The organism is Roseivirga sp., from assembly GCF_965216855.1.
Lineage (GTDB): Bacteria > Bacteroidota > Bacteroidia > Cytophagales > Cyclobacteriaceae > Roseivirga.
Genome location: NZ_OZ244204.1, coordinates 3,194,547 through 3,207,284 on the forward strand (window position 1 = coordinate 3,194,547; position 12,738 = coordinate 3,207,284).

Below are 12,738 nucleotides of genomic sequence, written 5' to 3' on the forward strand. Positions count from 1 at the left end.
CCCCTGTGCACAAAAAAATAAGAAGCAATGCTCTGCCAAGCCTGCTCATAGGTTGTTTCATCACTCTCGTGTTTTGGTCAAAGATGTAGTTAGCTTATTCCACCTAAACTGATTTCAGATTGTTACTACACCCAATTGTAGACCACATGCACGCGTGAATCTAAAACGAGGTTTAGGTGATAGGATTTGTGTGAAAGGTCTGCAAATATATAAAAAACTGCATTTCATATACAGTTTAATGCTGTTTATTTTCACACAAGGCACTGAAAATCAAATAGGTTAAGCGAACCTGACACAAAACAGGAGTCTGAAACTAGAGCTCCGAGCGGTCTATGAGTCGATTATCTATTTGTTTACTCGCCTTGGCTCCTAGTTTCTTAAGCTTCTCGGCTCTCCTTACAAGATTGCCGTTACCCTCAGAAAGCTTCTTCATTGAATCCTGATAAGCTTTTTGAGTACCTGCCAGGTGCTTACCGATATTGATTAAATCTTCAGTAAACAACTGGAATTTGTCATATAGCGCACCGCTCTGGTTGGCTATTTCTATCGCGTTTTTATTCTGGTATTCTTGTTTCCAAATGCTCGAAATGGTTCGAAGCGTAGCAATCAATGTCGTTGGACTGACAATGACTATGTTTTTGCTGTAGGCTTCATTGAACAACTCCGGGTCGTGTTGAACGGCTAGCGTAAAGGCTGGTTCAACCGGGATAAAGAGCAAGACAAAGTCCAGCCCTTCAAAACCATACAGGTTTTGGTAATTTTTATCTCCAAGCCCTTTCACATGATTCTTTATAGAGCTAATGTGGGCTTTGAGGTGAGTTAGCTTTTCTTCTTCGCTTTCTCCTGAAACATATCTTTCATAGGAGGTTAAACTCACCTTGGAGTCGATAATGATATGCTTGTTGTCGGGAAGTTTTACCACTACATCGGGCTGATACCTTCTGCCATCTTCGCCTACCTCGGAAACCTGAGTTTCATACTCTCTGCCTTTTTCCAGACCTGATTTCTCCAGGATTCTCTCGAGGATGACCTCTCCCCAGTTACCTTGCGTTTTACTATCTCCCTTAAGGGCCTTAGTTAGGTTTTCGGCTTCTTTGGTGATTTGTTTATTCAAATCACTCAGGTGTTTGATCTGTTGCACCAGAGAGGCATTTCTTTCTGCATCTTCCTTGTTGCTTTCTTCTACCTTTTTCTGGAATTCACCTATCCGTTCTCTCAGCGGACTAAGGATCTCGCTCAGGTTTACTTTATTCTGCTCTGTGAATTTCTTGCTTTTCTCTTCAAGGATTTCATTGGCCAGATTCTTAAACTCAATGGAGAAACGCTCATTGAGTTTTTCCATTTCAAGTTTCTGATCAGCCAGCTTTTGCTGAAGATTTTTGTGTTCAGTTTGAACAGCGGTGAGTTGATTGCTCAGTTCAAGACCCTTCTCTCTTTCCTGAGATAGCGCTGGTTTTAAGTCTTGAATCTCTTGCAATAGCATTTTATGTCTTTCCTCAGCTATTTGTAGCTGATTCTTTAGTTGTTCTTTCTCTTCGTCAGGCTGGTTGAACTTTGTTTTGGCAACCAACCATCCTATGATTACTCCTAATAATGTCCCTGATAAAAGCCAGATTATTTCCATGCGTAAATTCGTTTGGCACAAATATAAGCCTTACGCATCCCTAGGCCATCATCAGTTGATCTACTTCAGAGTCTTTTATTTCGAGGCTGACTCCTTTACCTCTCAAGTGCTCTTTTAAGTGCACTTCAGTTTCAGCATCTACCTCCAGGTATTTTTCAATGGAGCACCATGCTTTCACTCCCAGTTCTACATGGGTGTTTTTGATCTTGCTCACAAATATTCTGGGGGAAGGACTGCTAAGTATGTTGATGTTGTCTTCGAGGAAGCCGACTATGTGCTTTTTCACCTGAGCCATGTCTTCTGAGAAACTCACATCGAGTCTGAACTCAATATTGACAATGTTTTCTAAAGTCAGGTTGTGTAAATGCTTTGTATAAAACAGGGTATTAGATATCTGAATTTCTTCGCCTTCAATGTTCTTTAGTGTAGTGCTTTTTAAGCCTTTGTGTTCAACGGAGCCGAGGTGTCCGTTGATTTCGATGAAATCACCTTTCTTGAATGGATTAAATAATCGAATGAACAGCCCGCTGAGCAGGTTGAAAGCGGGATAGGTGGCTTTCTTTATTCTTAGTGCTGTCTGACCCATGATTGCTAGGTTGATTTAAGGACTTTCCTTCAATCCACATACCATCTACGTGTTTCGCCTATAAAACCCTACCAACAGCGAAAAAAAATATTTGAACGACAAATTATAATCCCGATATGGGAAAAACGTCTTAAATGAAGATGTTTGGTTGAGATTAATGCATACTCAGCTTATCTAAAATAATAACTCCCTTGGGGCTTTGATCGAACACGAAGCTAAGGGATCTGATCGCTTTTAAATCGAAGTCTGTGTTGGAGTCAATGAGGTTTCGTAGATTAAACATGAATGTATTATAAATGGCTTCGGATGTTTTAGTGTCCTGAAGTTCAGGGTTCTTGAGTACATCTACTGTGATTTGTCTTTGCAGATAGCTATAGTCGCTCAATAGGAATGAGGTCTTATGGCCTGATTCATCAGTTAGTTCTATTCTGAAGTCCAGAGGTTCTTTGGCTTTAGGTTTATCATCATCTTCTTCCTCCTCTTCCTCACTTTTCTCTTCCTCTTCTTCATTTGCAGAATCAACGTCTTCATTTTCAACATTACTGTTGTTCTCTCCATTATTGTTCTTTTGGGCTTCTTCGTCTCGCTCCTTGTCAGGATAGGTGCCTTCTTTTGACTCCGAAAGCTCAAAGCTCAGAGTAGATAATGATTCAGCATTGAGGGGTTCTTTGAAATGGAAGGTATATCTGGCAGTGTCTGCCTCGTATGCCAGGCTGTCCCAGCCCAGGTATGCTGCCCGGGTTCCTTTATTCCCCCATTTCATGCTCACCAATTGTTCTCTCCATACCGTCAAGTTTTCTCCACTGATGCTGTCTCCATGAGAAGTGGTAGTTAAGTCAAGGTCTTCTTCAAAGTCGGCCAGGTATTGCCAGTTACTGGCCTCGAACTGATTGAGGTATATGGTTTCGGGAAGCCAATCTATGCCGGAGCGATAATCTTCGAATAAATGACGGTAATCCGTTTTCGATTGAAGTGTGGCCTGAAGAAATGCACTGATATAGGTTTTGCCTACCTGAAGCTGTTCTTCCATAGGCATCAAGGCGTCTACATTGAGTAAAGAACCATAGGGCATGCCTGCATCACGATTTCCCCAACTGGTGTTGAACTGTCCGTGATTGGCGCCATAAACATATACTGCGGACTTAAAGAAGTCTGTACTGTCGGAGAATTTGACTCTTTCGTATTGCCTTAAGCCGGCAAAGGACTGAACATCACCATCATTGGCACCATGAATCACCAGATAGTTAAGGTCTTCCAATGGTGTTTCGCTTTCTCCCGGATCGTACTGGCCATCAACCGGGGCTATGGCCACAACTGATTTAATATTGAAGCCAAAATCAAACTCTTGTTTGGCGTTGTCTGGATAGTATTTGAGCTTATTGAAGAAGCCTGCTACTGCAGCTGCCTCTCCACCCCGGGAATGCCCCATAACGGCAATGTTATCCATATCGACTTTGGAGAAGAATGCATTGTCATTTTCTTCATTCCATTGGCGCCAAACCCTTAGATGTTCCAGTAACAGCCAACCTCGGGCATCATTCTCTTCGCTCAAGCCATCACCAAATAGATCTGACCAGCCGCTGTTGATGAAGTTCTCGTCAACGCTGACCATGATGATGCCATGGCTTGCCAATAACTCCCCCAGGTATTCATAACCACCATCGGAGTAGTCATACATAGAATGATTACCGTGGACAATTAGTGCCAATGGAAAAGGGCCATCTCCTTCAGGATACCAGACACGTCCATTGAGGGGGAGTGCCTTGTCATCATGTCCCCAGTACCAGGTTCTGATTTTTCCGGAAAGCTTTTTCCAGTTGTCAATTAACCGGGAACCATCTACAGAGTCAGTCACTATGTCGACCTCTTCTCCAAATTCGGGTCTGTGCTTATCTTTCCCGCTTCCATAGGAGAGAGACATGACCTTGTATGGGCCGGGCTCTCCGGGGTTGGGCAGGTCAATTTTTTCAGGTCGGTATTCTGATTTGAGCGCTGCATTGATGTGTTCAGGGTCAGGCTCAAAACCAGTGTCTGCTAACCAGGTAATTCCCCAGACTAATCCGGCCAAACCAATCAACAAGCCGAGTCCGGCTGTGATTTTATGGGCCAGGGTGTTTAGGGCTCTGTTTCGCTTTAATAATGTATAAAGACCAGCTCCAGATAAGCCGGAAAAAACCACCATGAATAATGGAAACTGAGTGCCCAGTTGACCGGCATTGAAAATGAAGGTGCTGAGGAAAAAGGCTCCCGGGACATACCAGAAGAACTTTTTCGGTAATTTCTTAATGAGACCAATCGCTAGGACCGTTCCTGCACTCACCAAAAATCCAATAATTGGACCCAGAACCACAGGGATCAACCCGAAATAAGTACCTGGTTCAATAACGAAAACCACTAATGAGGCAATGATCCAGAAGACAATGGCTGTAGTTGCGATGGCTTTAAAAGCCCCCTTTTGTGCTACAGGCCCGGGAGTGATTTTTTGGACAAAGCGTTTGATCCAGGTCCATACTTTGTTGAAGAATCGTTTCATGGTTGGTTTTTTTGGGTTGAGTTTAGTGTTGGTCTATCAGGATGGAGTTACCATCGGGGTCTTTCAGCATAATATAGGCAGGGCCATTGGTGCTTTCATCACACTCCTGATCCAGCTGAATGCCGGAAGCTTTCAAGCTTTTCTGAATATATCTTACATCAGGAGGATTGAAGGTGATGATATTCGTGGGGAACATGTCTTGATATAGCCCGAGTTGAATGTCTCCGTTTCGGATGATGAGCCATTTCTCTTCAACGCTACCGCAATCAGGGACTGCTTCGAATCCCATTTGCTGATAGAATGCATAAGAAACAGCGATGTCTTTGACTGCCAGAGCAAGGTAGTTTCGACCTAAGTTCATGAGGAGTTGGTTGAATGTACTCCCTGAATATAGTCAATAGAATATTAAATAGTGGCGATGCACTTTAGCTCAATGGCAATTGGTGTGGGGAGTGAGCTGATTTCCACCGTAGTTCTGCAAGGCTGATTGTCCTTAAAGTACTCCGCGTAAATCTTATTATAGGTGGAAAAGTCTTCTTTCATATTAGTTAGGAAGACTGTTACATCGATGAGCTGATCCCAACTGCTGCCAGATGCTTCCAGTATCAGTCTTACATTCTTAAAGACCGAGTGACACTGTTCAGCAATGTCGTAGGAGAGAATTTCACCTTCTTCGGATAATTCAACTCCCGGAATCTTCTTGGTTCCTCTTTCTCTTGGGCCTACACCTGAGAGAAACAAAAGGTTGCCCACTTTTCTGGAATGCGGATACAAACCTACTGGTTCCGGGGCTTCATTGCTGTTAAAGGCTTCGCTCATTTTAAGTCTTTTATCAGTTCAATTCTATAGTTCTCTATTTCGTCTTTTGGTTTCACATTGAAAAGCTGAAAACCGTTGTTAATCGCAAATGTGAGCATGGCTTTGTGCCTGTTCAATGTCTTGAATCGAATGGCAGAAAAGCCATTGTCTAATGCCCAAGCTTCCTGAAAATCTGCCATTTTTCTGGCAAGTCCTATTTTTCTGTATTGTGGAATGACTCCACCTAACCAACTGTACAAGGTGCCGTCTTCAAATCGGTCGTAGGCGATTTTGCATCCGGCAGGCTCATCATTAACCCTGGCCACCACAATCAGCTTTTTGCGTCCGGTCATTCTATCGAGGTAATGATCAGTCGGTAGGAGTGGATCAAACTCGGGCAGTCCTCTGAGAACTTCCAAAGCTTCTGAAAAACTGCCCTCTGTTATTTTCATTTTCAGGAATTCATGATTTCCTCAATCTCATCGGCTTCAATTGGAATATTACGCATGAGGTTAAACTGTCCGTCATTCGTAATCTGAATATCATCTTCCAGCCTGATACCAATGCCTTCATCTGGGATGTAAATACCTGGTTCTACCGTAAACACCATACCCGGCTTAAACTCGGTATAGATACTGGCGACATCATGCACATCTAGCCCGATGTGGTGAGAAGTGCCATGCATGAAGTATTTCTTGTAGGCTGGCCAGTTCGGATCTTCGTTTTTAACATCCGTCTGGTCTAAAAGGCCTAAACCAATGAGTTCACTAGTCATGAGTTTGCCCACTTCTTTGTGGTACTCAGGTATTTTATTGCCAGGGATCAGCATTTTGGTTGCTTCATTTTTAACGCGCAGTACGGCATCATAAACTTCCCTTTGTCTCTTAGTGAATTTTCCATTGACAGGGACAGTCCGTGTTAAGTCAGAGTTGTAGTTGGCATATTCGGCCCCGACATCCATCAGGATAAGATCACCGTCCTTTACCTGTTCTTTGTTCTCTATATAGTGTAGTACACAGGCATTACCACCTCCGGCAATAATAGGAGTATAGGCAAAGCCTTTGGAACGGTTTCTGACAAACTCATGGAGGATTTCAGCTTCAATTTCGAATTCCCATACACCGGGCTTAATGAAGTCGAGTGATCTTCTAAAGCCTTTTTCAGTGATGTTGCATGCCGTTTGCATCAGCTCAATTTCTCTGGCTTCCTTCACTGTTCTCAGGTCATATACCAGAGGAGCCAGTCGCTCATATTCATAATTAGGATAAGCATTGCGCATCCACTTATTGAATCGGTCGCTTCTTGTTTCTACTTCCGTAGCATTTCTGATATGCTCATTTTGGTAAAGGTAGATGTGCTCAGTTTCAGCCAATATGGTCTTTAATGTCAACTCGAACTTATCATTCCAGAGAATGGTCTTTACACCTGAAGTATCCTGGGCTTCTGCTTCCGTGTATTTATGTCCTTCCCAGACTGCAATGTGCTCGTTCGTTTCGCGAAGAAAGAGTACTTCCTTAAATCTATCATCAGGAAAATCCGGTGCAATGATCAAGGTCGATTCTTCCTGATCTATACCGGATAAATAAAGCATGTTACTGTTTTGTCTCAACGGCATGGTGCCATCGGCATTGGTAGGCATGATATCATTAGAACAGACAATTACTATGGAATTAGGCTTCAGTCTGGCCTTTAGTTTCTCTCTGTTTTTGATGAAAAGGTCTTTCCCGATGTGTTCGTATCTCATAAGCTCATTTTCGTTTGCAACGAAGTAAGCAGGAATCATTGAGAAAATAAAGTGAAGTGTGAGGAGTTGATTAAATCTTGGAATAGCTTAAGAGAATCGGAGTATTAGCGACTGTAAGAAATTACATTCAAACTGTTATAGAGGGGGGCATAGATTGCTTTTTCATTTAAAACAAACTGTATGATTTACTTGAATAAGTGGGGGAATTTTTCTCTGGTTTGGTTTTTCACGTGTTCTTGAGAAAGTGTTTTGCCTTCTTTGATGTCAACTAAGGATTCATCAAGCGCTGACTTTAATTCATCGGATAAGTCTTCCTTACCGAGTTCATCACTGAGCTTGATTGAGCTTACCAGCTTGATCAAGCTAAGATCATCTAACCCTGCTATCCATTGAATCAAATCGAGCTTTTCAGATTGAATATCCATGGCATCAATTTAATAAATGACTTCAACGAAACCAGATGTTAGAGGCTATTATCAACAGTATCTACAATGGTGTCTATGCTTATTCTCAATCCACACTTAAAGTGTCCTTCCGGGCAAGCTTTCTTACCATGTAATCCGCAAGGCCGGCAAGACAGGGGTTCCTGGATTTGAATGACTGTTGATTGATCCGCCAGCGGGCCAAACCCAAACTCCGGGATGGTGGAACAGAAAATGGCGGCAGTCGGTGCATTCATAGCGCTGGCCAGGTGCATGGGAGCACTGTCATTCACATAATTCATTTGAGCATCCTTCATCAAAGCAGCAGATTCCAGCAGGTTTAGCTTTCCACAGAGGTTTTCGGCTGAGGTATTGCCGCTTTGCTGAATGATTTCATCGCATAGAGCCTGGTCAGTGGGGGCACCTAATGCATAAATCTTCCCCTTGAACTGGATGTTTGCCAGAAACTCAGTCCATTTCTCTTTCGGGAATTGTTTGGTGAACCAAACTGAAGCCGGAGCAAAACAGATAAAAGGAGTCGTTTTTAGGGAGCTCACTTTGTCGAAGTCGGCACCTGAGGGGTAGAGTTTCGGTTTGGCCGCTACGGTGTCAGTGTATTCTGCGATCAGCTCATGATTGCGTTCAACCTCATGCTTGCCATTATTGATTTCATGCGGTACCTTTTTATCAAAGGCCCAACTGAAGGGATTCTTATCAAAACCAACCTTGATTTTGGCTTTGGAGAATGCAGTAAGAAATCCCGAGTTGGCAAAGCGCTGAATATTAATAACCAGGTCATAGCGTTCGCTCCTGATGGCCCTGAGCATCTTCAGCAGGTTCTTGTACTTGCCCGCTTTCTTGTCCCAAACAAGTGTTTGATGAAGAAAGGGATGGTTTTTCAGCAGACCCTCGTTTCCTTTTCGGACCAGAAAATCTAACTGTGCCTTTGGGTAGTGCTGGTTCAGTTTTTCCAGGACTCCGGTCGCCAGAATGACATCACCAATAAAGGCAGTCTGAATTACCAGTATTTTCTGAAAGGGCCTTGACATGAGCGCTCAAAGATAGGAGAAACAATCCATTTCGTCATTCCTGAGAAAACAGGAGTCTGTCGATTCTTTAAGTTCAAGCTTTGCGTTCTCAGCGGCCTTTGCGGTTACAATTCACCGCTGAGTTCGCTGAGTTCGCAAAGAGGTGTAAATCAGCCGATATCTTAAACGTAAACAGTTCTTATTCTGCCTAATAAAGCCTTAACTTTGCAGCCGTTTGACGGAAGGCGATGGTAGACTATAATCTTATTTCATTACCCAATGGTATCAGAGTGATTCACAAAGAGGTGCCCAGTACCAAAATTGTGCACTGTGGGTTTATACTCGATATAGGAAGTCGCGATGAAAGAGAGGAGCAGCTGGGAATTGCCCACTTCTGGGAACATATGGCTTTTAAAGGCACGAAGAAGCGAAAGGCCTTCCATATTCTGAATAAGCTGGACTCCGTTGGAGGAGAGCTCAATGCCTATACTACCAAAGAGAAAATCTGTTTCTATGCGTCCGCGCTGGATAAGCATATGGAGAGTGCTTTCGAATTGCTTCAGGATATAACCTTCGACTCTATTTTCCCTGAAAAGCAGATTGAAAATGAAAGAGGAGTTATTCTGGAAGAGATGGCTCTTTATCACGATAGCCCGGAAGATGCGATACAGGATGAGTTCGACAGGGTGGTTTTTAAAGAGCACCCATTAGGGCAAAACATCCTGGGTACACAGAAGAGTGTACGATCCTTTCATAGAGAAGACTTCCAGAATTTCCTCAAAGAGAATCTGAATACAGAGAGAGTGATTTTCTCCTGTGTGGGTAATGTGCCTTTTAAGAAGGTGCAGCGACTGGCTGAGAAATACTTCGGCCATATTCCCGCTACGTCTGCGCAGCGCAACCGCAAACCCTTTGGTGAGTATGTGCCGAACCGGGAGATTATCCATAGAAATATTTCTCAGGCTCATTGCGCTATTGGTGGTACGGCCTATTCGCTTACAGATACCAGGAGGCTTCCATTCTTTATGTTGATCAATATTCTTGGTGGTCCGGGAATGAACTCCAGACTGAACCTGGCTTTGCGTGAGCGATATGGTTTCGTGTATAATGTAGAAGCCAACTATCATCCATTTGCCGATACAGGGCTGTTTGCGATTTATTTTGGCACGGAGAAAAGTCAGGTAGACAGAAGCCATCGAATCATTGCCAGGGAACTGAAGCTCCTGAAGGAGAAACATCTGGGCGTAATGCAACTGCACAAAGCCAAGGAGCAGCTTATTGGTCAGTTGGCCATGGCCGAAGAGAACAATACCAGCTTAATGCTGATGCTTGGCAAGAGCATTCTTGACATGGACAGAGTGGATACCCTGGAAGAGGTTTTCGATCGAATCCGAAATGTCAGCAGTGCAGAGCTTTTAGATATTGCAAATGAGATGTTTGCCGAAGAGCGACTGAGTTACCTCACCTTTTTACCCCAGGACTAATGGAATTTATACCGGAAGATATACAGCAGTACGTTGAAGAACATTCAGATCAGGAATCGGCATTGCTGTCTAAACTGAATCGAGAGACACATCAGAAGGTATTGATGCCGAGAATGCTTTCGGGTCACTTACAGGGCAGGGTACTGTCTATGATTACTCATATGATGAGACCTCAACGGATTCTGGAAATTGGTACCTATACAGGGTATTCTGCCATTTGTCTGGCAGAAGGCCTGGCAGAAGATGGTGTTTTGATTACGCTGGATAAAAATGAAGAAGTAGAAGAAATGGTCCGCGGGTATTTCAATGAGGCCGGTCTGACCGATAAGATCGACTACCGAATTGGAGATGCCATGAGCTTAATCCCTGATATTGAGGGACCTTTCGATTTAGTTTTCATCGATGCCGATAAGAAAAATTACCTGAATTACTTTAACTTAGTACTTGAAAAAGTACGAATCGGAGGTTTTATCATTGCCGACAATGTGTTGTGGAGTGGTAAAGTGGTTCAAACCGCCAAGAAAATTGACACCGATACGCAAGCCATACTTGATTTTAATCGTTCTGTACAGGATGATGATCGAGTTGAAAATGTACTATTACCCATCAGAGATGGCCTGATGGTAGTTAGAAGAAAACAGTGAGAAAGACTTTCACCGCACTACTCATTCTCCTGCTAGCTTCGTTACGCTCGTTAGCGCAAGCTCCAATCACTGTCCCCAATGAAATGGAGTTTGCTGGTGTGAAACTGAAAATTCATGCTGATGCGCGCAAAGAAATTGAGCAGACCCTTGACCTGCTTACCCGCAGTCAATACCACTTCCAAAGACTGGTAGACAGGTCCAGACTCTATATGCCTTATGTAGAACAGGTGTTGAAGCAGGAAGGCATTCCCGAAGATTTTAAATACCTCCCCATTCAGGAAAGTCAGTTTGTATCTGATACCGTTTCCTCTTCCAATGCTGTGGGTTTCTGGCAGTTCAAAAAAGCCTCGGCTCAGGAGCTGGGTTTACGGGTAGATAATATTGTTGATGAACGTAAGCACATCATAGCCGCCACAGTAGGGGCTACCAAATACTTTAAGCGTAGCAATTTCGTCTTCGATAACTGGGTGTTATCACTTCAATCCTACTTACAGGGGCTTACCGGTACACAAAGGTCGGTTGATGATAAGTTGTATGGCGCCAAAACCATGGTCATTAACAGCAAGACGCATTGGTATATCAAGAAATTTCTGGCGCACTATCTGGCCTTTCAGGACTTTGTAGGAAGTGGAAAGTACCGCGATGATATGAGTCTGCACGACTATGAAGGCAGGGGCAAAACCCTTCGACAGGTGAGTAGTGCTACCGGAGTGGAATATGATCAGCTCAGGAGCTACAATAAATGGCTTAACCAGTCTAAGATTCCTGATGACAAGTCTTATCTGGTGTTCTACCCAGATCAGAAGCGAAATCATCAGCCTGTCGTAGCGAGGAATGAAGGTGGCTCAGGATCTAAGGGTAATACTTCGACCACTACCCGCACCAGCAATACCAAAACGGTAAGCAAAGCGGAAACCAGACGTATGCGGTTTAAGCCTATAGCCGGTAATGTGGGAGCCTTCCCTCGAATTAGTGGAAATACCTCAAAGGCCTATGAGCCGGATCAGATCGAGTTGAACGGTATTCCTGCCATTCGCGCTAAGAATACGGAGACCCTACAGTCGCTTGCCACAAGAACCGGAGTGAAAATGGCCAAACTGAGGAGGTTCAATGATATTGGAGATCGGGGTAATGTCAGGGCTCATCAGTACTATTACCTTAAGCGTAAAAAGAATAAAGGTAAAGTCCATTATCATATTGTGCAGCCTGGCGAAACCCTTTGGGGCATTTCGCAGGACTATGGAATCAAGCTGAAAAAGCTGATGCATAAGAACAGGATGCGTGACAATGAACAACTGAAAGTAGGTAGAGTACTCTGGCTAAGGTTTATTCGACCTAAAGACATACCTGTTGAATTCAGTAACCTCAATCAACCACAGACCCAGGAAGTGTTGGTGGTTGACCATTCGGCCAAACCGGAAAAGACTGTGAAGGAAAAGCTGGACAAACCGCGTACGGTTGAGCTTCCCCTTAGAGAAGACACTGAGCTATTTATAGAGCCGGTGCAGTACAGAGCCCTTGAAAATACAGCTACCGATACCGTAATCACCCACCGTGTGGGTTACCAGGAAACCTTTTTTGCCATTTCCAGAGAATACAGTGTTGAAATTGATGAAATACTGGAGTGGAATCAGCTCAACCTGAGCGATGGGCTTCAAATAGGTCAGGAAGTGAAAGTTCTGGTCTCCAAGACCAGGTTTGCCAAGCTAGAGCCGGTAGTGGAGGTAATTACTCATGAAGTACAAAAAGGTGAGACCATGTGGGCAATATCGAGAAAATATGGCGTTGCTATCGAAGATTTAAGATCGTGGAATAACAAATCCGATAACTCATTGTCTCTTGGTGAAAAGTTGATAATTCGCAAACCAAAGTAGG

Annotated in this window: 12 protein-coding genes; 3 read left to right on the plus strand and 9 right to left on the minus strand. The window is 43.6% G+C overall.

Features of this window, described 5'->3' with window-relative positions; all coding sequences use genetic code 11:
* Nucleotides 1-313: 313 nt before the first annotated feature.
* The 9 genes from rmuC to ACOOEY_RS14225 form a co-directional block, all read right to left on the minus strand.
* The gene (gene rmuC, locus ACOOEY_RS14185; RefSeq protein WP_420385381.1) at nt 314-1,624 is read right to left on the minus strand and encodes a DNA recombination protein RmuC; all 1,311 of its coding nucleotides are present in this window, start codon (nt 1,622-1,624) and stop codon (nt 314-316) included.
* A 40-nt stretch (nt 1,625-1,664) separates the two neighbouring features.
* On the minus strand, nt 1,665-2,210 hold the full coding sequence (locus ACOOEY_RS14190; protein WP_420385382.1) for a mechanosensitive ion channel family protein: 546 nt from the start codon (nt 2,208-2,210) through the stop codon (nt 1,665-1,667).
* Nucleotides 2,211-2,364: 154 nt separating this feature from the next.
* Complete coding sequence (locus ACOOEY_RS14195; protein ID WP_420385383.1) at nt 2,365-4,743, minus strand: alpha/beta hydrolase family protein; 2,379 nt, start codon at nt 4,741-4,743, stop codon at nt 2,365-2,367.
* Between the two features lie 22 nt (nt 4,744-4,765).
* A complete protein-coding gene (locus ACOOEY_RS14200) occupies nt 4,766-5,104 on the minus strand; it encodes a VOC family protein (protein WP_420385384.1) in 339 nt (112 codons plus the stop codon).
* Between the two features lie 44 nt (nt 5,105-5,148).
* Nucleotides 5,149-5,562, minus strand: a complete 414-nt coding sequence (locus ACOOEY_RS14205; protein WP_420385385.1) for a RidA family protein — start codon at nt 5,560-5,562, stop codon at nt 5,149-5,151.
* A complete protein-coding gene (locus tag ACOOEY_RS14210) occupies nt 5,559-5,993 on the minus strand; it encodes a GNAT family N-acetyltransferase (protein WP_420385386.1) in 435 nt (144 codons plus the stop codon). Before ACOOEY_RS14210 ends, ACOOEY_RS14205 begins: the two co-directional genes overlap by 4 nt.
* Before the next feature lie 2 nt (nt 5,994-5,995).
* Nucleotides 5,996-7,285, minus strand: a complete 1,290-nt coding sequence (locus ACOOEY_RS14215) for an aminopeptidase P N-terminal domain-containing protein (RefSeq protein ID WP_420385387.1) — start codon at nt 7,283-7,285, stop codon at nt 5,996-5,998.
* A 185-nt stretch (nt 7,286-7,470) separates the two neighbouring features.
* Nucleotides 7,471-7,710 carry an addiction module component gene (locus ACOOEY_RS14220; RefSeq protein WP_420385388.1) on the minus strand — a complete coding sequence of 80 codons (240 nt, stop codon included), beginning with the start codon at nt 7,708-7,710 and terminating at the stop codon, nt 7,471-7,473.
* A 38-nt stretch (nt 7,711-7,748) separates the two neighbouring features.
* A complete protein-coding gene (locus tag ACOOEY_RS14225; RefSeq protein ID WP_420385389.1) occupies nt 7,749-8,756 on the minus strand; it encodes a glycosyltransferase family 9 protein in 1,008 nt (335 codons plus the stop codon).
* Nucleotides 8,757-8,983: 227 nt separating this feature from the next.
* On the opposite strand from ACOOEY_RS14225, the gene ACOOEY_RS14230 reads away from it, so the two are divergent.
* From ACOOEY_RS14230 to ACOOEY_RS14240, 3 genes are read left to right on the plus strand one after another with little or no spacing between them, the layout of a single operon-like run.
* Nucleotides 8,984-10,219 carry a M16 family metallopeptidase gene (locus ACOOEY_RS14230; RefSeq protein ID WP_420385390.1) on the plus strand — a complete coding sequence of 412 codons (1,236 nt, stop codon included), beginning with the start codon at nt 8,984-8,986 and terminating at the stop codon, nt 10,217-10,219.
* Entirely contained in the window at nt 10,219-10,863 is a 645-nt protein-coding gene (locus tag ACOOEY_RS14235) for an O-methyltransferase (protein WP_420385391.1), read from the plus strand. Before ACOOEY_RS14230 ends, ACOOEY_RS14235 begins: the two co-directional genes overlap by 1 nt.
* Entirely contained in the window at nt 10,860-12,737 is a 1,878-nt protein-coding gene (locus ACOOEY_RS14240; RefSeq protein WP_420385392.1) for a LysM peptidoglycan-binding domain-containing protein, read from the plus strand. Before ACOOEY_RS14235 ends, ACOOEY_RS14240 begins: the two co-directional genes overlap by 4 nt.
* Nucleotide 12,738: the final 1 nt, after the last annotated feature.

Coding starts and splice junctions, on each gene's coding strand:
- rmuC (WP_420385381.1), bottom strand. CDS start 1,624: ATGGAAATAATCTGGCTTTTATCAGGGACATTATTAGGAGTAATCATA.
- ACOOEY_RS14190 (WP_420385382.1), bottom strand. CDS start 2,210: ATGGGTCAGACAGCACTAAGAATAAAGAAAGCCACCTATCCCGCTTTC.
- ACOOEY_RS14195 (WP_420385383.1), bottom strand. CDS start 4,743: ATGAAACGATTCTTCAACAAAGTATGGACCTGGATCAAACGCTTTGTC.
- ACOOEY_RS14200 (WP_420385384.1), bottom strand. CDS start 5,104: ATGAACTTAGGTCGAAACTACCTTGCTCTGGCAGTCAAAGACATCGCT.
- ACOOEY_RS14205 (WP_420385385.1), bottom strand. CDS start 5,562: ATGAGCGAAGCCTTTAACAGCAATGAAGCCCCGGAACCAGTAGGTTTG.
- ACOOEY_RS14210 (WP_420385386.1), bottom strand. CDS start 5,993: ATGAAAATAACAGAGGGCAGTTTTTCAGAAGCTTTGGAAGTTCTCAGA.
- ACOOEY_RS14215 (WP_420385387.1), bottom strand. CDS start 7,285: ATGAGATACGAACACATCGGGAAAGACCTTTTCATCAAAAACAGAGAG.
- ACOOEY_RS14220 (WP_420385388.1), bottom strand. CDS start 7,710: ATGGATATTCAATCTGAAAAGCTCGATTTGATTCAATGGATAGCAGGG.
- ACOOEY_RS14225 (WP_420385389.1), bottom strand. CDS start 8,756: ATGTCAAGGCCCTTTCAGAAAATACTGGTAATTCAGACTGCCTTTATT.
- ACOOEY_RS14230 (WP_420385390.1), top strand. CDS start 8,984: ATGGTAGACTATAATCTTATTTCATTACCCAATGGTATCAGAGTGATT.
- ACOOEY_RS14235 (WP_420385391.1), top strand. CDS start 10,219: ATGGAATTTATACCGGAAGATATACAGCAGTACGTTGAAGAACATTCA.